The 19801-nt window shown below is 66.1% G+C and carries 18 protein-coding genes; 8 read left to right on the top strand and 10 right to left on the bottom strand.

Annotated features, from left to right (window positions below):
• Positions 1–157 precede the first annotated feature (157 nt).
• The 4 genes from PV773_RS22230 to PV773_RS22215 all read right to left on the bottom strand — a co-directional run bounded on the left by PV773_RS22230 (position 158) and on the right by PV773_RS22215 (position 4818).
• Positions 158–1438, bottom strand: a complete 1281-nt coding sequence (locus PV773_RS22230; protein ID WP_347968457.1) for a glycerate kinase — start codon at positions 1436–1438, stop codon at positions 158–160.
• 177 nt (positions 1439–1615) lie between these two features.
• Positions 1616–2113, bottom strand: coding sequence for a heme-degrading domain-containing protein (locus tag PV773_RS22225; protein ID WP_347968456.1), 498 nt, complete (start codon positions 2111–2113; stop codon positions 1616–1618).
• A gap of 58 nt (positions 2114–2171) precedes the next feature.
• Positions 2172–3491 carry a guanine deaminase gene (guaD, locus tag PV773_RS22220; RefSeq protein ID WP_347968455.1) on the bottom strand — a complete coding sequence of 440 codons (1320 nt, stop codon included), beginning with the start codon at positions 3489–3491 and terminating at the stop codon, positions 2172–2174.
• Positions 3492–3582: 91 nt separating this feature from the next.
• A complete protein-coding gene (locus PV773_RS22215) occupies positions 3583–4818 on the bottom strand; it encodes a urate hydroxylase PuuD (protein WP_340036886.1) in 1236 nt (411 codons plus the stop codon).
• 144 nt (positions 4819–4962) lie between these two features.
• On the opposite strand from PV773_RS22215, the gene PV773_RS22210 reads away from it, so the two are divergent.
• Entirely contained in the window at positions 4963–5883 is a 921-nt protein-coding gene (locus PV773_RS22210) for a LysR family transcriptional regulator (RefSeq protein WP_347968454.1), read from the top strand.
• 247 nt (positions 5884–6130) lie between these two features.
• Complete coding sequence (locus PV773_RS22205; RefSeq protein WP_347968453.1) at positions 6131–6652, top strand: helix-turn-helix domain-containing protein; 522 nt, start codon at positions 6131–6133, stop codon at positions 6650–6652.
• Between the two features lie 3 nt (positions 6653–6655).
• Here PV773_RS22205 and xdhC read toward each other — a convergent pair whose 3' ends face one another.
• Genes xdhC through uraH form a run of 4 tightly spaced genes read right to left on the bottom strand, consistent with a single transcriptional unit; the run spans position 6656 to position 11809 of the window.
• Complete coding sequence (gene xdhC / locus PV773_RS22200; RefSeq protein ID WP_347968452.1) at positions 6656–7600, bottom strand: xanthine dehydrogenase accessory protein XdhC; 945 nt, start codon at positions 7598–7600, stop codon at positions 6656–6658.
• A complete protein-coding gene (xdhB, locus tag PV773_RS22195; RefSeq protein ID WP_347968451.1) occupies positions 7597–9957 on the bottom strand; it encodes a xanthine dehydrogenase molybdopterin binding subunit in 2361 nt (786 codons plus the stop codon). The genes xdhC and xdhB overlap by 4 nt, the downstream gene beginning before the upstream one ends.
• A gap of 1 nt (position 9958) precedes the next feature.
• Positions 9959–11440 carry a xanthine dehydrogenase small subunit gene (gene xdhA / locus PV773_RS22190; protein WP_347968450.1) on the bottom strand — a complete coding sequence of 494 codons (1482 nt, stop codon included), beginning with the start codon at positions 11438–11440 and terminating at the stop codon, positions 9959–9961.
• Between the two features lie 3 nt (positions 11441–11443).
• Positions 11444–11809 carry a hydroxyisourate hydrolase gene (gene uraH, locus PV773_RS22185; protein ID WP_347968449.1) on the bottom strand — a complete coding sequence of 122 codons (366 nt, stop codon included), beginning with the start codon at positions 11807–11809 and terminating at the stop codon, positions 11444–11446.
• Between the two features lie 178 nt (positions 11810–11987).
• Here uraH and puuE point away from each other — a divergent pair, with 178 nt between their 5' ends.
• From puuE to PV773_RS22165, 4 genes are read left to right on the top strand one after another with little or no spacing between them, the layout of a single operon-like run.
• Positions 11988–13421 (top strand): allantoinase PuuE, encoded by a 1434-nt coding sequence (puuE, locus tag PV773_RS22180; protein ID WP_347968448.1) that lies wholly within the window; start codon positions 11988–11990, stop codon positions 13419–13421.
• 5 nt (positions 13422–13426) lie between these two features.
• Positions 13427–14272: a bifunctional allantoicase/(S)-ureidoglycine aminohydrolase gene (locus PV773_RS22175; protein ID WP_347968447.1), complete on the top strand. Its 846-nt coding sequence runs from the start codon at positions 13427–13429 to the stop codon at positions 14270–14272.
• 16 nt (positions 14273–14288) lie between these two features.
• Positions 14289–14789: an ureidoglycolate lyase gene (locus tag PV773_RS22170; protein WP_347968446.1), complete on the top strand. Its 501-nt coding sequence runs from the start codon at positions 14289–14291 to the stop codon at positions 14787–14789.
• A 3-nt stretch (positions 14790–14792) separates the two neighbouring features.
• Positions 14793–15386, top strand: coding sequence for a nucleoside deaminase (locus tag PV773_RS22165; protein WP_347968445.1), 594 nt, complete (start codon positions 14793–14795; stop codon positions 15384–15386).
• A 1-nt stretch (position 15387) separates the two neighbouring features.
• On the opposite strand, the gene PV773_RS22160 is transcribed toward PV773_RS22165, so the two are convergent.
• Positions 15388–15669 (bottom strand): type II toxin-antitoxin system RelE/ParE family toxin, encoded by a 282-nt coding sequence (locus PV773_RS22160; protein WP_347968444.1) that lies wholly within the window; start codon positions 15667–15669, stop codon positions 15388–15390.
• Positions 15659–15907 carry a type II toxin-antitoxin system Phd/YefM family antitoxin gene (locus PV773_RS22155; protein WP_055980024.1) on the bottom strand — a complete coding sequence of 83 codons (249 nt, stop codon included), beginning with the start codon at positions 15905–15907 and terminating at the stop codon, positions 15659–15661. Before PV773_RS22155 ends, PV773_RS22160 begins: the two co-directional genes overlap by 11 nt.
• 147 nt (positions 15908–16054) lie before the next feature.
• Here PV773_RS22155 and PV773_RS22150 point away from each other — a divergent pair, with 147 nt between their 5' ends.
• Positions 16055–18061 (top strand): CocE/NonD family hydrolase, encoded by a 2007-nt coding sequence (locus PV773_RS22150; protein WP_347968443.1) that lies wholly within the window; start codon positions 16055–16057, stop codon positions 18059–18061.
• A 141-nt stretch (positions 18062–18202) separates the two neighbouring features.
• The gene (locus PV773_RS22145) at positions 18203–19786 is read left to right on the top strand and encodes an ABC transporter substrate-binding protein (RefSeq protein WP_347968442.1); all 1584 of its coding nucleotides are present in this window, start codon (positions 18203–18205) and stop codon (positions 19784–19786) included.
• The last annotated feature ends 15 nt before the right edge of the window (positions 19787–19801 follow it).

Here is a 19801-nt window from a genome sequence, read left to right as displayed (position 1 = left end):
TCAGGTGACCTTGAACATCACCAGCCTGCCATGACCGCCCTCTCTCAGCGAATTTGCAGAACTCTCAGCACACTACCCGCAACTGCCAATCTCCCCCCTTGTGGGGGAGATGTCCGGCAGGACAGAGGGGGGCGCCACAAGGCGCAAACCATCCCGGTTAGCGGATAAGGATGGCCCTGAGATCATTGACGTTGGTGCCGGTCGGCCCGGGCACAAAAAGGTCGCCCACCGAATTGAACGCGGTCCAGGCGTTGTTGCCGGCGAGCATGGCCTTGGCGTCGACGCCGGCCGCGCGCATACGGGCGACCGTCGAGCCGTCGGCGAAGGCGCCGGCATTGTCCTCGGAGCCGTCAATGCCGTCGGTGTCGGCGGCGAGCGCGTCGATGCCGGAAAGCCCATCGATGCCGATGGCGAAGGCGAGCAGGAACTCGCTGTTGCGCCCGCCCTTGCCTCCCTTTTCACCAGGTTTGGCGCGAAGCGTCACGGTGGTCTCGCCGCCCGACAGGATCAGCACCGGCTTGGCGAAGGGACGGTTGCGCGTGACGACCTCGCGGGCGACCGCCGCGTGCACGCCGCCGACCTCGCGCGCCTCGCCCTCGATGGCGTCGGAGAGGATCACCGTCTCGACGCCGAGCTTGCGTGCAGCTTCGGCGGCGGCGTCGAGCGACACGGCGGCGGAGGCTATGACATGCACTTCGTTGTGGGCAAAGCGCGGATCGGATGGCGACGGGGCGTCGGCGGCCGCCGAATTGATATGCGCCATGACATTGGCCGGAAGCTGGATCCGGTAGGTTTCGATCAGCCGCAGCGCGTCCGCGCGTGACGCCGCGTCGGGCACGGTGGGGCCGGAGGCGACCAGCGCCGGGTTGTCGCCGGGAATGTCCGACACCACCAGCGAGACGACGCGCGCCGGATGGGCGGCTGCGGCGAGCCGGCCGCCCTTGATGGTCGAGATGTGCTTGCGGATGGTGTTCATCGCCGAGATCGGCGCACCCGAGGCAAGCAGCGCCTCGTTGACCGCGATCTCGTCGGCGAGCGCGAGCCCGCCCGCCGGCGACGGAAGCAGCGCCGAGCCGCCGCCCGAGACCAACGCCACGACCAGGTCGTCCTCGGTCAGGCCCTTGACCGTCTCGAGCAGCAGTTTCGCCGCCTCGAGGCCGTTGGCATCCGGCACCGGATGCGAGGCTTCGACGATGCGGATGCGCTCGCAGGGTGCTGAAAAGCCGTAGCGGGTGACGACCACGCCCTCCAGCGGCCCGTCCCATGCCTTCTCGAAGGCCGCCGCCATCTGCGCCGAGCCCTTGCCGGCGCCGATGACGATGGTCCGCCCCTTGGGCCTTGCCGGCAGGTGCCGGCGGATGGTCAGCTCGGGATCGGCAGCCGCGACGGCGGCCTCGAAGATCTTCGTCAGGAACTGCTTCGGGTCGGTGATGGTCATCCGGACTCTCGCTATACGCTTTGCTTGTTCATGTTGCGCTGCCCCTCATCCCCCTGCCGGGACCTTCTCCCCGTGAACGGGGAGAAGGAGGCTGGCCGCAGCGTCGCCGCATCTCCCTTCTCCCCGCCCGCGGGGAGAAGGTCCCGGCAGGGGATGAGGGGCGGCGCAGCATTCAAATCATGCAGGCCCGAGCACAAGCTCCTGCCTGGGAATGCCGAGATGGTCGCAGATCGCCGCCACCACGACCTCATGGTCCTGGCGCTCCGGCAGTCCGGACACGGCGATCGAACCGATAACGCCCGCGCCCTTGACCCGGATCGGGAAACCGCCACCGGCAAGCACGTAGTCCTCGATCGGCAGCGCCTCGCCGACCGGGAAGGTCCGGTCCTCGCGCGCCTTGGCCAGCACCATGCGGTAGCTGCTGCGGTGGAACATCCTGACGACGTTGAACTTGCGCCGCGCCCACTCGGTGTTGCTGACCGTAGAGCCGGGCAGCGCGCAGTAGAAAAGCGTGCGGTCCCACAGGCGGATGTCGACGACGATAGGGAATTTCTCGGCGAGGCCGCGCGCGCGGAGGGCCGAGCCGATCTCGTAGGCCGTTGCCTCGTCGAAAGCGTCGAAGACCAGCCGGGCCTCCTGCTCGGCGATCTTCTTCACATCATCGGCTGCCGCCATCGTCCGCTCCTCCTTCAGACCAGAGGTCACATGGCAGACACCGGGCGATGACGCAAGGTCAGGATGCCTGATCCATGGTCGACTTTGCCGGGCGGCCGGCGACATAGACCTCGGCCACGGCGCGGTCGTCGCCCAGCGTCTGGAGCAGGAACAGCTCCTCGGCCAGCGTCTCGACGCGCTCCATGCGCAGCCGCATGCCGGGCGTCGCGCGGGCGTCGAGCACGACGATGTCGGCGTCGGTGCCGACCTCCAGTGTGCCCACCTTGTCGGAGATCGACAGCGATTCGGCGTTGCCGCGCGTCAGCTGCCAGTAGGAAGCGAGCGGGTTCAGCTTCTCGCCGTTGAGCGCGATGACCTTGTAGGCCTCGTCCATGGTGCGCAGCATCGAATAGTTGGTGCCGCCGCCGACGTCGGTCGCGGTCGCGATGCGCAGCGGCTTTTCGCGCCGCCTATAGCGGTGGTAGTCGAACAGCCCCGAGCCGAGGAACAGGTTGGAAGTCGGGCAGAACACCGCGATCGAGCCGTGTTCGGAAATCGCGTCCGATTCGCGCTCGCCGAGATGGATGCAGTGGCCGAGCAGCGTGCGCTTGCCGAGCAGGCCGTAGTGCTCGTAGATGTCGGTGTAGTCGCGCGACCAGGGATAGAGTTCCTGGGTGAAGGCGATCTCGGCGTGGTTCTCCGACAGGTGCGTCTGGATGTGCAGGTCGGGATGTTCCCTGGCGAGCTGGCCCGCCATCTCCATCTGCTCCGGCGAAGACGTGATCGCGAAGCGCGGCGTGATCGCATAGAGCTGGCGGCCCCTGCCGTGCCATTCGGCGATCAGCGCCTTGGTGTCGTCGTAGCTCGCCTGCGGCGTGTCCAGCACGCCCTCTGGCGCGTTGCGGTCCATCATCACCTTGCCGGCGATGTTGAGCATGTTGCGGTCGTGCGATTCGGCGAAGAAGGCTTCCGCCGACTGCTTGTGCACCGAGCAGTAGGCGGCGACGGTGGTGGTGCCGTGCCGCACCATCTCGTCGAGGAAGGTCCTGGCGATGCGGCGCCCATGCTGGGCGTTGATGAAGCGCGTTTCCTCCGGGAAGGTGTACTTGTTCAGCCACTCGAGCAGTTCGGCGCCATAGGAGGCGATGATCTGCATCTGCGGCACATGCACGTGGGCGTCGATGAAGCCGGGCAGGATGAGGTGGGACCGGTGGTCGATCACCCTCGCGCCGCTGCCCGCCTCGGCGGCCACCCGCTCGTAGGCGCCGACGGCCGCGATCTTGCCGTCACGCATGAGCACGGCGCCATCCGCCTCATAGGCATAGGAGGCGTGGTCGTCGGCACTGTCGGGCCAGCGCAGGAAGGAGAGCGTGCGGCCGCGGAGGAGCGTTGTCGTCATGATGGAACCCTACGAGCTTTTCTGCCCAGGCGAAATCGGCCGTTTCCTCGCGGAAACGTGCTTCCGGTTTCGATCCGGGCCTTCTCAGTCGTCAGCGCAGCTTCTGCGCTTCTTCGAACCAGGTGGCGAGCATCTGCCGCTCTTCCGGCGTGATCTGGGTGACGTTGCCGGGCGGCATCGCATGGCTGCGGCCGGCCTGCAGGTAGATCTCGCGCGCATGCTGGGCAATCTGGGCGTCGGTCTCGAGCTTCACGCCCTTGGGCGCCTGGTAGACACCCTCGTAGGAAGGCGTGGCGGCATGGCACATGGCGCAGCGGCCGAGCACCGTGTCACGGACCGCCGGGAACTGCGCCGCGGCGATCAGCGGCTGGGCGGCGGCCGCGGCATTGGCGGCGTTCTTGTCCTCGCCGGTCAGCACCTTCGGCACAGTCGACAGCCACATGATGACGATGAACAGCAGGGTGGCGGCCAGCCAGGTCCAGTGCGGGTTGCCGGCACGCCTGTGGACGGTGTTGAAGTAGTGGCGGATGAGCACGCCGATGATGAAGATCAGCGCGCCGATGATCCAGTTGAACTGCGTGCCGAAAGCCAGCGGATAGTGGTTCGACAGCATGAAGAACAGGACCGGCAGGGTCAGGTAGTTGTTGTGCGTCGAGCGCGTCTTGGCGATCTTGCCGTATTTGGGGTCCGGCGTGCGCCCGGCGATCAGGTCGGCGACCACGATCTTCTGGTTCGGGATGATGATCATGAAGACGTTGGCCGACATGATCGTGGCGGTGAAGGCGCCGAGGTGCAGGAAGGCCGCGCGGCCGGTGAAGAGCTGCGTGTAGCCCCAGCTCATGAACACGACGACGCCGTAGAGCACCAGCATCAAGAGGGTGTCGTTGTCGCCGAGGCGCGACTTGCACAGCTGGTCGTAGACCACCCAGCCCAGAGCGATCGACGCCAGCGAAATGCCGATCGCCACCGGAACCGACACGTCGAGCACGTTGCGGTCGATCAGGAAGAGCTCGGCCCCGCCGTAATAGACCACCCACAGCAGCGCGAAGCCCGACAGCCAGGTGGCGTATGATTCCCATTTGAACCAGGTCAGGTGCTCGGGCATCTGCGCCGGCGCAACCAGGTATTTCTGGATGTGGTAGAAGCCGCCGCCATGCACCTGCCATTCCTCGCCATGGGCGCCGGCAGGCAGGTTCGCGTGCTTTCTGAGTCCCAGGTCGAGGGCGATGAAGTAGAACGATGAGCCGATCCAGGCGATGGCGGTGATGACGTGCAGCCATCTGACGCCGAAGCTCAGCCAATCCCACAAAAGCGCGTAATCGTTCACCATCCGCCGATCCTCTTCCCAACGTGGCGGCAATCTTACGACGCCGCACGCCCTGCGGAAGAGGACGGATTCGCGATGACTTTCAAAAAAATCTGGAAAATACTAGCGTATTGCCGCACGGCATAAGCCGGCTATGGGAGGCCAATGGCATATCTGGACAACATCGCCGTCTTCGTGCGGGTCGTGGAGCTCGGCAATCTCTCGGCCGCGGGCCGCGACATGCGCATTTCCCCGGCCGTCGCCTCCAACCGAATCAAGGAGTTGGAGAAGCACTTGGGCGTGCGCCTGTTCAACCGCACGACGCGGCAGCTGATGCCGACCGAGCACGGCACGGTGTTCTACGCCGGCGCCAAGCAGGTGCTGGATTCGATCGTCGAGGCGGAGGCCGCCGTCGCGGCACTCTCGGGCCAGCCGCGTGGCACGATCCGCGTCACCGCCCCGCTCGGCCTCGGGCGCAGGCTGATCGCCTCGGGCATCCCCGAGTTCCACGACAAATATCCCGACATCGAGGTCCGGCTCCGGCTTTCCGACCACAATGTCGACATCCTCAAGGAAGGCCTGGACGTCGCCTTCCGGCTGGGCCTGATCGAGGATTCGAGCCTCAGGATGCGCGGCATCATGGAATGCGAGCGCGTGCTGGTCGCCTCGCCCAAATATCTGGAGCGACGCGGCGAGCCGCAGTCGCCGCAGGAGCTGGTCTCCAACAAGCACGACTGCCTGATGCTGCGCTATCCCGGCTCGCGCGAGTTCTTCTGGCTGCTGGAGACGAGCGCGGGCCCGGCCAAGTTCGAGGTCCACGGCCCCTTCGATTCCGACGACGGCGACGTGCTGACCGGCTGGGCGCTGGCCGGCCGCGGCATCGTCAACAAGCCGCGCTTCGAGGTCGAGCCCTTCCTCCGCGACCAGCGGCTGAAGGTCATCCTGCCGCAGACCCCGCCCGTTCCGGTGCAGTTCGCGGCCGTCTATCCGCACAAGAAGCTGCAGGACCCGAAGGTCCGGCTGCTGCTCGACTTCATGGCCGACCGCTGCCAGCGGCTGATCAAGGACATCCTCGCCGGGCGTTGAGCCCGTCATGCCGCCGCTCGCTCGAGCCGCCTCAGCCGACCACTCACCGGGCCCGGCACGATGCCGCGCTCGACACGGCCCGCAACGGTCATTGCCATACGGTCGAACCATGGGCTTCGGCCGCCGGCGCTTTCACACGCTCCAGTCCCTGCGACAGACTTCCGCCAGCCAGCTGCAATCAATAATCGGTTGCACGCCATCTCAACTGATTTTATAATGCAACCAGTTTTCCGGGGAGTTCCCTTGCATGGACCAGCAGCATCGCTCGGGCTGTCCGATCAACCTCACCCTCGAGGTCGTCGGCGACAAATGGAGCCTGATCGTCTTGCGCGACATGATGTTCGGCAATCGCCGCCACTTTCGCGAACTGCTGACCCAGTCCGGGGAGGGCATCGCCTCCAACATCCTGGCCGACCGGCTGAAGCGGCTGCTCGAGGACGGGCTGATCAGCAAGGCGGGCGACCCCAGCCACAAGCAGAAGGCGATCTACAGCCTGACCGAAATGGCGATCGAACTGCTGCCGGTGTTCGCCCACATCGCCGCATGGGGACGCAAGTGGCTGCCGGTGAGCGAGGAACTCAGCATCCGCGCCGAACTTCTGGAAAAGGGCGGGCCGGAGATGTGGGACCGCTTCATGGAGGAACTGCGCGCCGACCATCTTGGCGAGCCGCTGTCGCAGGCCGCCGCCAAACGCCTGCCGGTTCGCGCCGAACTGCAGGCCGCCTATCTTGCTGTCGTGGCCAGGAATGCCACGGCTGCGGCCGGCTGAGGCTCAGCCCTTCGTGGCGCCCGCCAGCGCCGTCATGATCTCGGCGGCAGCCAGTGCGGCGATCACGGCGGGCCGTTTGTCCTTCACCGCGCTCCCGCCGATCGGGCAGACGAGCCGGGCGAAAGCCTCCTCGCTGCCGCCCGCGGTCTTCAGGAACCAGCTCCTGAACGTCGCCTTCTTGGTCTTCGAGCCGATCATGCCGACATAGGCGGCGTCATCGCGCTTCAGCGCCTCGGCGACGATCAGGAAATCGAGCGCATGGTCATGGGTGAGCACGACGAAGGCCGCCCCGGGAGGCGCCTCGCGCACCATCTCTTCCGGCACCGGGGTCAGCCGGGTGTCGATGCCTACGGGCATGCCGTCCAGCGCATCGGCGCGGGTCTCGACGACCACCACATTGAGCGGCAGCAGCGCGAAGGCAGATGCCAGCGCATGGCCGACATGGCCGCCGCCAAAGACTAGGACATGCGGCAGGGCCGCGTCCGACGTCTCGGCCAAGGCGACCAGCTCCGCCGCGATCGCCTCGTCCACCGCGCGCACGGCGATCTCGACGCGCCCGCCGCAGCACTGGCCGATCTCCGGGCCAAGCGGGATGTCGAGGGTGACATCCTTTGTTATGTCGGCAAGTTGCCCCTCATCCCCCTGCCGGGACCTTCTCCCCGCAGGCGGGGAGAAGGAGGCTGGCATCGACGTCGACGCCCCCCTCTCCCCGTCTTTCACGGGGAGAGGGTAAGGGTGAGGGGCATCTCTCAGCATCGCCCGCGCCGCGTCGATCGCCATGAATTCGAGCTGGCCGCCGCCGATGGTGCCGAAGATGCGCTCCGGCGACACCAGCATCCACGCGCCCTTTTCGCGCGGGGTCGAGCCCTTGGCCTCGGTCACCTCGACCAGCGCCGCCGAGGGCGCTGTGTCGAGAAATGCCCGGAGGCGCCTGCCCGTCTTGCTCACTTGGCCTGGGCCGCCTCGGCCCGGAGGCGTTCGATCGCCATCAGCACCCGCTCCGGCGTCGCCGGCGCGTCGAGACGCGGGCTGATCTTGTGGTCGGCGACGCTGGCGACCGCATCCGACAGCGCCTGCAGCACCGAGATGCCGAGCGGCAGCGGCGGCTCGCCGACGGCCTTCGAGCGGTGGACGGTCGGCTCATAGGCCTCCGACCAGTCGGTCAGCGCCACGTTGAAGATCTTCGGCCGGTCCGACGCCAGCGGGATCTTGTAGGTCGACGGCGCGTGCGTGCGCAGCCGGCCCTTGCCGTCCCACCACAGCTCCTCGGTCGTCAGCCAGCCCGTGCCCTGGACGAAGCCGCCCTCGACCTGGCCGATGTCGATGGCCTGGTTCAGCGACCGGCCGGTGTCGTGCAGGATGTCGGCGCGCTCGATGACGTATTCGCCGGTCAGCGTGTCGACCGAGACCTCCGAACAGGCCGCGCCATAGGCGTAGTAGTAGAAGGCATGGCCCCTGCCCTTGCTGCGGTCCCAGTGGATCTTCGGCGTCTTGTAGTGGCCGGCCGCCGAGAGCTGGATGCGGTTGAGATAGGCCTGCTTGACCAGGTCGTTGAAGGAGATCTCCTGGTTGCCGACGCGCACCCGGTTGGGCAGGAACACGATCTGGTCGGCCGGCACCTGGTATTTCTCGGCGGCGAAGTCGGTCAGGCGCTTGCGGATCTGCCGGGCCGCGTTCTGCGCCGCCATGCCGTTGAGGTCGGCACCCGAGGACGCCGCGGTCGGCGCCGTGTTCGGTACCTTGGCCGTGGTCGTCGCGGTGATCTTCACCCGGTCGAGGTCGATCTGGAACTCCTCGGCCACCACCTGCGCCACCTTGAGATGCAGCCCCTGCCCCATCTCGGTGCCGCCGTGGTTCATGTGCACCGAGCCGTCGGCATAGACATGCACCAGGGCACCGGCCTGGTTGGACTCGGTCTTGGTGAACGAGATGCCGAACTTGACCGGCGTGAGTGCCAGGCCGCGCTTGACGAAGCGGCTGTTGTTGTTGAAGGCCGCGATCTCGCGCCGGCGGCGCTGGTAGGACGAGCTTTCCTCCAGTTCCGCCACGATGCGGTGGATGATGTTGTCCTCGACCTTCTGGTGATAGGGCGTCAGGTTGCGTTCGCCCGGCGTGCCCATGGCGTCGTAGAAGTTGAGCTTGCGGATCTCGAGCGGGTCCTTGCCCACCGCAAACGCCACTTCCTCGATGACGCGCTCGGCGCCGACCATGCCCTGCGGGCCGCCGAAGCCGCGGAACGCCGTGTTCGACACCGTATTGGTGTAGAGCGGCGCCGACTTGGCGTGCACGTTCGGATAGAAATAGGCGTTGTCGCAGTGGAACAGCGCCCGGTCGCCCACCGGCCCGGAGAGATCGGCCGAGAAGCCGGCATTGAGCGCGAACATGAAGTCGACGCCGAGGATCTGGCCCTCGTGGTCGAAGCCGACCTCGTAGTCGATGACGAAGTCGTGGCGCTTGCCGGTCGCGGTCATGTCCTCGTCGCGGTCGAGCCGGACCTTGACTGCGCGCTTGTGCTTCTTGGCGGCGATGGCGGCGATCGCCGCGCACTGGTTGGCCTGGGTTTCCTTGCCGCCGAAGCCGCCGCCCATGCGGCGCACTTCCACCGTCACCGCGTGGCTCGGCACGCCGAGCACGTGGGCAACGAGGTGCTGGGTCTCGCTCGGCCCCTGCGTCGAGCAGTAGACGATGACCTCGTCGTCCTCGCCGGGCACCGCCAGCGAAACCTGGCCTTCGAGATAGAAGTGGTCCTGGCCGCCGAGCTTCATTCGCGCCTTGACCTTGCGCGGGGCGGCGGCGATGGCAGCGGCGGCGTCGCCGCGATTGAGCGTCAGCGGCGAGGTGACCTGCTTGTCCTTCTCCGGATCGAGGTCCCAGATGTTGATGATCGCCGGCAGCTCTTCATATTCGATCTTGGCGAGGCGCGCCGCGCGGCGAGCCTGCTCGCGGGTCCTGGCGACCACCGCGAAGATCGGCTGGCCATGGAACTGCACCTTGCCCTCGGCGAAGACCGGGTCGTCATGCATGCCGCTCGGCGACACGTCGTTTTCGCCGGGTACGTCTGCATACGTCAGCACGTCGACGACACCGGGGGCGGCGCGCACCGCAGACAGATCGACCGACTTCAGCGTGCCATGCGCGACATTGGACAGGCCGAGCCCGATATGCAGCGTGCCCGCTGGTTCCGGCATGTCGTCGATATAGACGGCCTCGCCGGCCACGTGCTTGTGCGCGGAATCGTGGCGCTGGTCGGTGTGCACGCCGCCGGTGATCTTTGCGGCCTTGAGGTTCGGTTGGTGCTGGGTCATGTCACGCAGCCTCGTATCTCGACACCGTCAGCGGCGCCTTGGTGCCGGTGGTTTCCGCGTAGAAGCGCAGGAGCAGGTTCTTCGCCACCAGCGCACGATACTCCGCCGTGGCGCGCATGTCGGTCAGCGGCGTGAAGTCCTCGGCATATCTGGCCATCGCCGCATCCACGGTCGCCTCGCTCCAGGGCTGGCCGAGCAGCGCCTTTTCCACGGCGCTGGCACGCTTTGGCGTCGCCGCCATGCCGCCATAGGCGATGCGGACATCGGCCACCGTGCCGTCCTTGGCGAGCTGCAGCCAGAAGGCGCCGAGCGACGCGGTGATGTCCTCGTCGCGGCGCTTGGTGACCTTGTAGACGGCGAAATGGTCGCCCTTCGCCGGCACCGGCACATGCACGGCCTCGACGAACTCGCCCGGCGCGCGGTCCTGCTTGCCATAGGCGATGAAGAAGTCCTGCAGCGGGATCGTGCGGCGCGACTTGCCCTTGCGCAGGGTAAGCGTCGCGCCGAGCGCGATCAGCGGCGGCGGCGTGTCGCCGATGGGCGAGCCGTTGGCGACGTTGCCGCCGATGGTGCCCATGTTGCGCACCTGCTCGCCGCCGATGCGGTCGATGAGCGGCCCGAGCGCCGGAATGCGCTTCGACAGCGTCTCGAAGGCCTCGGTGTAGGTGACGCCGGCGCCGATGGAGACGACGCCCTTGTCCTCGCTCAGCGAGTGCAGGCCGTCGATGTTGGCGATGAAGATTGCGGGCGCGATGTCGCGCATGTGCTTGGTGACCCAGAGACCGACGTCGGTCGAGCCGGCGACCACGGTCGCGGTCGGCTCGGCTTCGAGCACGGCGGCGAGGTCGTCGACATCGGCCGGGATGACGAAGCGGTCCTTGCCCTCGCCGACCTCGACGCGGGTGCCGTCCTTGAAGGCTTCGAGCCGGGCGGTGATCGCCTTGCGTTCGGCCAGCAGCGGGTCCTTGGCCACCTTGCCGTAGTCGGAGATGGCGCGCGCCGCGCGCATGATCGCCTCGTAGCCGGTGCAACGGCAGAGATTGCCCTGCAGCGCCTTCTCGATCGCCGCGTCCGACGGTTCGGGCGAGACCATCCACAGGCCGTAGAGCGACATCACGAAGCCCGGCGTGCAGAAGCCGCATTGCGAGCCGTGGAAATCGACCATCGCCTGCTGCACCGGATGCAGCTTGTCGCCGCCGCCGGCGAGATGTTCGATGGTCACGACATGGCAGCCGTCGAGCGAGCCGACGAAGCGAATGCAGGCATTGACGCTTTCATAGAGCAGCTTGCCGGCGGACAACCGCCCGACCAGCACCGTGCAGGCGCCGCAGTCGCCCTCGGCGCAACCTTCCTTGGTGCCGCGCAGCGAACGGCTGAGGCGCAGATAGTCGAGCAGCGTCTCGGCGGGCGCAACGTCGGAGAGCGCAACGTCCTCGCCGTTGAGGATGAAGCGGATCTGGTTGCGTGTCTTGACCGTCGCCATGGCTCAGCTGCCCCTGTAGGTGGAATAGCTGTAGGGGGAAATCAGCAAGGGCACATGATAGTGCGTCCGCTCGGCCATGCCAAAGCGGATCGGCACGACGTCGAGGAACGCCGGCTTCGGCATCTCGGTCCCCTGGCGGCGCAGGTAGTCGCCGGCCTCGAATACCAGTTCGTAGTCGCCGGTCAGGAATTCGTCGCCGGCAAGCAGCGGTGCATCGCAGCGGCCGTCGGAATTGGTGGCGACCTTCTTGAGCAGCGTCCGCGCATCGCCCTCGATACGGAACAGCGTGATCGACAGCCCTTCGGCAGGCTTGCCCGATGCAGTATCAAGGACATGGGTGGTGAGGCGTCCGCCTTCGGCCTTTGTCATTCGCTCTCCCTACTGGCGACATGCGCCATCGTCACAGATTTTGCGCCATTTAAGGGCATTGCATAAGGTGCGGTCGAGAAGAGGCGTACAAAAAGACTTTCAAAATTTTTCGAGGGAATATCTCCCGTTCCTTTCGCTATCCTGCTCAAGTGGCAGAAAACACCGCTTTCGAGGTACCATGCGTTACGTAAGAGATATGCGCGGCTACGGCGCGAACCCACCAGACCCGAAATGGCCGGGCGGTGCCAATGTGTGCGTGCAATTCGTGGTCAACTACGAAGAGGGCGGCGAGAACAACGTCCTGCACGGCGACGCCGCCTCGGAAGCCTTCCTCTCGGAGGTCGTGGGCGCGGCTCCATGGCCGGGCAAGCGCCACTGGAACATGGAATCGATCTATGAATACGGCGCCCGCGCCGGCTTCTGGCGGCTCCACCGCATGTTCACCGAAACCAGTGTGCCGGTGACCGTCTATGGCGTCGCCTCGGCCCTTGCCCGCTCGCCCGACCATGTGGCGGCGATGCAGGACGCCGACTGGGAGATCGCCTCGCACGGCCTGCGCTGGATCGACTATCGCGATCACGAGGAAGCCGCCGAGCGCGCCGACCTGCTGGAAGCGATCCGCCTGCACAAGGAAGTCGTCGGCGAACGCCCGACCGGCCTCTATCTCGGCCGCACCTCGGTCTACTCGGTGCGCTTGGCGGCTGCCGAAGGCGGCTTCGATTGGATTTCCGACACCTATGACGACGAGCTGCCCTACTGGCTCGACCATGACGGTCACGGCAACGCCATTCCGCCGCAGCTGGTGATCCCCTACACGCTCGACGCCAACGACATGCGTTTTGCAACCGCGCAGGGCTTCAACTCGGGCGACCAGTTCTACGCCTACCTGAAGGACAGCTTCGACACGCTCTACCGCGAGGGTGCCGCCGGCCGGCCGCGCATGATGAGCATCGGCCTGCACTGCCGCCTCGTCGGCCGTCCCGGCCGCGCCGAAGCGCTGCGCCGCTTCATCGAATATGTGCAGGGCCACGACAAGGTCTGGATCGCCCGCCGCGCCGACATCGCCAGGCATTGGCGCGAAAACCATCCCTACAAGCCGCAGGCGCTGCGACCCTCGCGCATGGAGCGCCCGGAGTTCGTCCAGCGCTTCGGCTCGATCTTCGAGCACTCGCCCTGGGTCGCCGAACGCGCCTTCGACCTTGAGCTGGGCCCCGCCCATGACAGCGCCGGCGGCCTGCACAATGCGCTCTGCCGCGCCTTCCGTTCCGGCACCGACGCCGAGCGGCTCGGCGTGCTGACCGCCCACCCCGATCTCGCCGGCAAGCTGGCCCAGGCCAAGCGCCTGACCGAGGAATCGACCAGGGAGCAGGCCTCCGCCGGCCTCGACGCGCTGACCGACGCCGAGCGCGCCCGCTTCACCGAGCTCAATAACGCCTATGTCGAGAAGTTCGGCTTCCCCTTCATCATCGCCGTGCGCGACAACGACAAGGCAAGCATCCTCAAGGCATTCGAGTCCCGCATAGCCAACTCCCGAGACCAGGAATTCTCGACTGCCTGCAAGCAGGTGGAACGCATCGCCTGGTATCGCCTCAACGACCTCCTTCCCCGCTAAGACCGATGACAAAACGCTCCTATTACGCGCCGAAAGGCGGCCTGCCTCCCCAGACGGACCTGATCACCGATCGCGCCGTCTTCACCGAAGCCTATGCGGTGATCCCGAAGCGCGAGTTCTCGGACATCGTCACCAGCTTCCTGCCGCACTGGGACAAGACGCGGCTCTGGGTCATCGCCCGCCCGCTGTCGGGCTTTGCCGAGACCTTCTCGCAATACATCATGGAAGTGCAGCCGGGCGGCGGCAGCGACCGGCCGGAACCGGATGCGGGCGCCGAAGGCGTGTTCTTCGTGGTCGAGGGCGAAGTGACCGTGACGGTTGCCGGCAAGCGCCATGTGCTGACGCCGGGCGGCTATGCCTACCTGCCGCCGGCCAGCAAATGGACCGTCCGCAACGCCGGCACCGAGACCGCGCGCTTCCACTGGATCCGCAAGGCCTACGAATATGTCGAGGGCCTCGACGCGCCCGAGCCGCTGTTCCTCAACGACAACGACGTCGAGCCCAACCCGATGCCGGACACCAACGGCACCTGGGCGACCACGCGCTTCGTCGATCCCGACGACCTGCGCCACGACATGCACGTGACGGTCGTGACCTTCGAGCCGGGCGGCGTCATCCCCTTCCCGGAAACCCATGTCATGGAGCACGGCCTCTACGTGCTCGAAGGCAAGGCGGTCTACCGCCTGAACAACGACTGGGTCGAGGTCGAGGCCGGCGACTTCATGTGGCTGCGGGCCTTCTGCCCGCAGGCCTGCTATGCCGGCGGCCCCGGCCGCTTCCGCTACCTGCTCTACAAGGACGTCAACCGCCACATGAAGCTTGGCGCGCCGTTCGCCTCGCGCCGCGGCTGATCACCGGGAGCCGATCGTGAAGCGCATCGTCGCAAGACCCCTGACCCGCGAAAACTTCGCCGAATTCGGCGAGGTCATCGACACCAACTGCGACACGCACTACCCGATCAATGCCGGCAAATGCGAGCGCTTCCACGCGCTCGCCCGCGCCGAGGCAACCGGACCGGACGCCTGCGTCATCATCAACATCTTCAAGGGGACGCCCTACGACTTCCCCTTGAAGCTCTCGATGGTCGAGCGTCACCCGCTCGGCAGCCAGGCCTTCATCCCGCTGTCGCCGCGTCCCTATCTCGTGGTCGTATGCCCCGACACCGACGACGGCCCGGGCGAGCCGCACGCCTTCGTCACCGCGCCCGGCCAGGGCGTCAACTATCCGCGCAACCTCTGGCATGCGGTGCTGACCCCGATCGGCGAGAACCAGGATTTCATCGTCGTCGACCGCGGTGGCTCGGGCTCGAACCTGGAAGAATTCCATTTCTCCCACCCTTACGAAATCGTCCTCCCGGAAGGCTTCTGACACATGGCCGAGCTGTCCCTGATCGAGCGCCTGTTCGACGTCATCGAAGACGACATCGTGCCCAAGACGGCCGAGGGCGTGAAGAAGGGCAACAAGCTGTTCGGTGCCGCGCTGCTCGCCAAGGACGACCGCTCGCTGGTCATCGCCGAGACCAACAACGAGCTCGAAAACCCGCTCTGGCACGGCGAGATGCATTGCCTGAAGCGCTTCTACGAGATGCCGAAGGCGGATCGTCCCGACACCAGGGAACTGATCTTCCTGTCGACGCACGAGCCCTGCTCGCTCTGCCTGTCGGCCATCACCTGGGCCGGCTTCGACAATTTCTACTACCTCTTCAGCCATGAGGATTCGCGCGACAGCTTCGCCATCCCGCACGACCTCAAGATCCTGAAGGAGGTCTTCACGCTGGAGCCCGGCGGCTACAACGCCGAGAACGCCTACTGGAAGAGTTTTTCGCTGCGCAAGCTGGTGCGCGGACTGCCCGAGGCCGACCGCAAGCGCCTGGAAGAACGCGTCGCGAAAATCTCGAAGCTCTACGACGAGATGTCGGAGACCTACCAGGAGAGCAAGGCCGACAACGACATCCCGCTGAACTAGCTCAGCGCCTGGCCGCCTTGGCATAGACCTCAAAGCGGTCCCGCCGGCCCACGGCTATGACCAGGATCACCAGCCGGCCGTCCTCCACTTCATAGACGGGGCGATAGCCGGCGCTGCGGAGCTTGATCTTGTAGCGGTCCTTGGCGCCGTGCAGCTTGGCCGAGGGAACGCGCGGGTTGTCGCAACGCTCCTTCAGCTTCTTGCGGAATTGCTCGCGCGTGTTGGCGTCGAGCGCCTTCCATTCCTTCAATGCGGTTTCGAGGAACTCGACCTCATAGGGCATCGAGATCGACCCGAATGCGCTTTTCGCCCTTGCGGGCGTCGGCGAGCGCATTGAGTTCGATATCCTCGAGCCGCTCCATCATCGCCTCGAATGCCTTCGCCGGCACGCAATAGAAGGCCGGTTCATTCCGGTTGAGAATGGCGACGGGGAAGCCTTCCCCGGCAGCAACCGTGCCCATCGGGTTCTTCTTCAGCTCGGAGACGCTGGCCGTGACTTCGGCGAGGACTGTGTTCGGCATTTTCGTAGCCCCTTTTCGAGAACTATAAATAGTACCTTTAACAGGTCTCTTCAATCTGCTGTGTCGTGCGGCCGTCGGTGACGTTTCCGCGCTAGCCAGCAACGCTGCAGGCGTGCACAAATGGGCAGGCACAAGACTGGAATATCAATGAAAACCATCACCGAGTTTCCGCGCGACATCGTCGAATTTCCCGACATGGGCATCGTCATGCCCGACGGCACGCGGCTGTCGGCGCGGGTGTGGATGCCTGCCGATGCCGACCAGGACCCGGTGCCGGCGATCCTCGAGCACCTGCCCTACCGCAAGCGCGACGGCACCACGACGCGCGACTGCCTCACCCACCCTTACTTTGCCGGCCACGGCTATGCCTCGATCCGCGTCGACATGCGCGGCAACGGCGATTCCGAAGGGCTGATGGAGGACGAATACACCGACCAGGAATGGCAGGACGCCTGCGAGGTCATCGCCTGGGCGGCCGCCCAGCCCTGGTGCAACGGCAAGGTCGGCATGATGGGCATCTCCTGGGGCGGCTTCAACGGCCTGCAGGTGGCAGCCCTCCAGCCCAAGGCGCTCAAGGCCGTCATCACGCTCTGCTCCACCGACGACCGCTACGCCGACGACATCCACTACAAGGGCGGCCTTCTGCTCAACGAGAACATGGGCTGGGGCGCGACCATGCTGTCCTATTCGTCGCGCCCGCCGGATCCGGCGCTGGTCGGCGACAAATGGCGCGACATGTGGCTCGACCGGCTGGAGCACGAACCCTTCCTGCCCGGCGTCTGGCTGGGGCACCAGCGGCGCGACGCCTACTGGAAGCGCGGCTCGGTCAACGAGGACTATTCCGCCATCAAGGCCGCGGTTCTGGCCGTCGGCGGCTGGGGCGACGCCTACAAGAACACCGTCTCGCGGCTGGTCGCGAACCTGAAATCGCCCACCAGGGGCATCGTCGGCCCGTGGATCCACAAATACCCGCACTTCGCCGTGCCGAAGCCCGCGATCGGCTTCCTGCAGGAGGCGCTGCGCTGGTGGGACCGCTGGCTGAAGGGCAAGGACACCGGCGTCGAGGACGACCCGGCGATGCGGCTCTACGTCATGGATTCGGAGCCGCCGCGCGACTGGTATCTCGAGCGCAGGGGCCGCTGGATCGCCGAACGGCAATGGCCGTCGCCGAACATCGTCGCCAGGAGCCTCTCGCTCGGCGCCGGCGGCCGCCTGGCCGAGGCCGCCAGGCTCGACGCTCCGGTGACGATCGCCTCGCCGCAGGACTGCGGCATGGACGGCGGCGAATATTGTGCGATCTGGCTGGGACCCGAACTGCCGGGCGACCAGCGCCACGACGACCGGAAGTCGGCCTGCTTCGACGGCCCGCCGCTGCAGGCGCCCATGGACATCGTCGGCAGCCCGGTGATCCGGCTGAAGCTCGCCGCCGACCGCAAGCGCGCGATGGTCGCGGTGCGCCTGTGCGACGTCCAGCCCGACGGCGCCTCGACGCGCATCACCTATGGCGTGCTCAACCTCTGCCACCGCAACGGCCACGAGTTCCCCGAAGACGTCGTGCCGGGCGAGACGTTCGAGATCGCCTTCAAGCTCGACGACATCGCCTACCGCATTGCTGCGGGCAACCGGCTACGCGTCGCCGTCTCGTCGACCTACTGGCCGCTGGTCTGGCCGTCGCCGGAAAAGGTGACGCTCACGATCCACGACGGCGCGATCGACCTGCCGGTACGTCCGCCCAGCGAAGGCGACGAATGGACCTTCGAGGAGCCCGAGGGTGCCACCCCATGGCAGATCGAGACCCTGCGCGAGAGTTCGAACAGCCGCAGGATCGAGCGCGACGAAGCGACCGGCAAGGTGACGCTCGCCATCGTCGACGACTTCGGCGAAATCCGCGACGTCGACCACGGCCTGGTCATCGGCGACGTCGCCCGCGAGACCTGGACAATCCTCCCCTCCGACCCGCTCTCGGCCCATGGCGAGACCCACTGGACGCAGACATTGTCCAGAAACGACTGGGCCGTCCGCACCGAGACCTTCAAGACGATGCGCTCGGATGCGATGAATTTCCATCTCACGGGCCGCATCGAGGCTTACGAAGGCGAAAAACTGATCTTCGAACGCGATTTCGACGAAGTTATTCCCCGCGACGGGATCTGACGCTCGCGGGCATTTGGTCCAGAAGCGACATGCCGATTGCGCCATGCGATGTCGTAATCGGTCTTGCCGCTGTCCTTGCGTGCGGTCAATATCGGCATCAGAAGTCGAGCCATAACGACCGCCAGAGTGAGGAGCCTTCCAATGTCCGATGAACTGGAATTCCTGAGCCGTCATGTCGCTGTAGGCAAATTGAGCCGGCGCGACTTCCTGGGCCGCGCCGCTGCCCTTGGCGTCTCCGCAGCATTCGCCAACACGCTTATGTCCAACGCCGCCAGGGCCGAAGGCCCGGTCAAGGGCGGCATCCTTCGCGCCGGCATGCAGGGTGGCGCCGCAACCGACAGCCTCGACCCGGCATCCTGGTCGAGCCAGGTTCCCTATTTCTTCGGCCGCCAGTGGGGCGAACAACTGGTGCAGATCTCGCCCACCGGCGAAGTGCATCCCGCCCTTGCCGAGGAGTGGGGCGCATCCGACGATGCCAAGACCTGGACCTTCAAGATCCGCAAGGGGGTGCAGTTTCACAACGGCAAGGAGATGACCCCCGACGACGTGGTGGCGACAATGGAGCGCCACTCGGACGAAAAGGCGAAGTCTGGCGCGCTCGGCCTGATGGGCGGCATCGCCTCGGTCAAGACGGACGGCCAGAACGTCGTCTTCACGCTCAAGGAGGCCAATGCCGACCTGCCCTTCCTGCTCGACGACTACCACCTGATGATCCAGCCCAACGGCGGCAAGGACAAGCCCGATGCCGGCATCGGCACCGGCCCCTACAAGGTTACCGTCAACGAGGCGGGCGTGCGGCTCGGCGGCGAGAAGTTCGCCAATTACTGGCGCGACGACCGCGGCTTCGCCGACCAGATCGAGATCATCGTCATCAACGACGCCACGGCGCGCACCTCGGCGCTGCAGGGCGGCCAGGTCGACATCATCAACCGCGTCGAACCGAAGATCGTCGATCTGATCAAGCGCGTGCCGGGCGTGGTCATCCGCAACGTCGCCGGCCGCGGCCACTACGTCTTCATCGCCCACTGCAACACCGCCCCCTTCGACAACAACGATCTTAGGCTGGCGCTGAAATACGCGCTCGACCGCGAGGAGATGCTGCAGAAGATCCTGATGGGCTACGGCTCGGTCGGCAACGACACGCCGATCAACAAGGCCTATCCGCTGTTCACCGAGATGGAGCAGCGCAAGTACGATCCCGACAAGGCGGCCTTCCACTACAAGAAGTCCGGCCATTCCGGCTCGGTGCTGCTGCGCACCTCCGACGTCGCCTTCCCCGGTGCGGTCGATGCCGCCCAGCTCTACCAGCAGAGTGCCGCCAAGGCCGGCATCACCATCGAGGTCAAGCGCGAGCCGGGCGACGGCTATTGGTCGGAGGTCTGGAACAAGCAGCCCTTCTCCGCCTCCTATTGGGGCGGGCGGCCGACGCAGGACCAGATGTATTCGACCGCCTACTATTCCAAGGCCGACTGGAACGACACGCGCTTCTTCCGCGAGGACTTCGACAAGATGCTGTTTACGGCACGCTCCGAACTCGACAATGACAAGCGCAAGAAGATCTACGCCGACATGGGCCAGATCGTCCGCGACGAAGGCGGGGTCATCACGCCGATGTTCAACGACTTCATCGACGCCACCAGCGGCAAGGTCGGCGGTTGGGTCGATGACGGCAACCAGGAGATGATGGGCGGCTACGCGCTGTCGAAGTGCTGGCTGAACGCCTGACGAGGGCGCAAGCGG

This window comes from Mesorhizobium sp. CC13, assembly GCF_039907765.1.
In the GTDB taxonomy this organism is placed as follows: Bacteria; Pseudomonadota; Alphaproteobacteria; order Rhizobiales; family Rhizobiaceae; genus Aminobacter.
The sequence above is the reverse complement of the archived record's forward strand: the minus strand, read 5'-3'. Positions and strand labels throughout refer to the sequence as shown.

Bases quoted from the DNA above. Each gene is read 5' to 3' on its own strand.
- PV773_RS22155 (WP_055980024.1), bottom strand. From the start codon at position 15,907: ATGCCGAACACAGTCCTCGCCGAAGTCACGGCCAGCGTCTCCGAGCTG.
- PV773_RS22230 (WP_347968457.1), bottom strand. From the start codon at position 1,438: ATGACCATCACCGACCCGAAGCAGTTCCTGACGAAGATCTTCGAGGCC.
- PV773_RS22150 (WP_347968443.1), top strand. From the start codon at position 16,055: ATGAAAACCATCACCGAGTTTCCGCGCGACATCGTCGAATTTCCCGAC.
- PV773_RS22175 (WP_347968447.1), top strand. From the start codon at position 13,427: ATGACAAAACGCTCCTATTACGCGCCGAAAGGCGGCCTGCCTCCCCAG.
- uraH (WP_347968449.1), bottom strand. From the start codon at position 11,809: ATGACAAAGGCCGAAGGCGGACGCCTCACCACCCATGTCCTTGATACT.
- guaD (WP_347968455.1), bottom strand. From the start codon at position 3,491: ATGACGACAACGCTCCTCCGCGGCCGCACGCTCTCCTTCCTGCGCTGG.
- PV773_RS22145 (WP_347968442.1), top strand. From the start codon at position 18,203: ATGTCCGATGAACTGGAATTCCTGAGCCGTCATGTCGCTGTAGGCAAA.
- PV773_RS22160 (WP_347968444.1), bottom strand. From the start codon at position 15,669: ATGCCCTATGAGGTCGAGTTCCTCGAAACCGCATTGAAGGAATGGAAG.
- PV773_RS22165 (WP_347968445.1), top strand. From the start codon at position 14,793: ATGGCCGAGCTGTCCCTGATCGAGCGCCTGTTCGACGTCATCGAAGAC.
- puuE (WP_347968448.1), top strand. From the start codon at position 11,988: ATGCGTTACGTAAGAGATATGCGCGGCTACGGCGCGAACCCACCAGAC.
- PV773_RS22205 (WP_347968453.1), top strand. From the start codon at position 6,131: ATGGACCAGCAGCATCGCTCGGGCTGTCCGATCAACCTCACCCTCGAG.
- PV773_RS22210 (WP_347968454.1), top strand. From the start codon at position 4,963: ATGGCATATCTGGACAACATCGCCGTCTTCGTGCGGGTCGTGGAGCTC.
- xdhB (WP_347968451.1), bottom strand. From the start codon at position 9,957: ATGACCCAGCACCAACCGAACCTCAAGGCCGCAAAGATCACCGGCGGC.
- xdhA (WP_347968450.1), bottom strand. From the start codon at position 11,440: ATGGCGACGGTCAAGACACGCAACCAGATCCGCTTCATCCTCAACGGC.
- PV773_RS22225 (WP_347968456.1), bottom strand. From the start codon at position 2,113: ATGGCGGCAGCCGATGATGTGAAGAAGATCGCCGAGCAGGAGGCCCGG.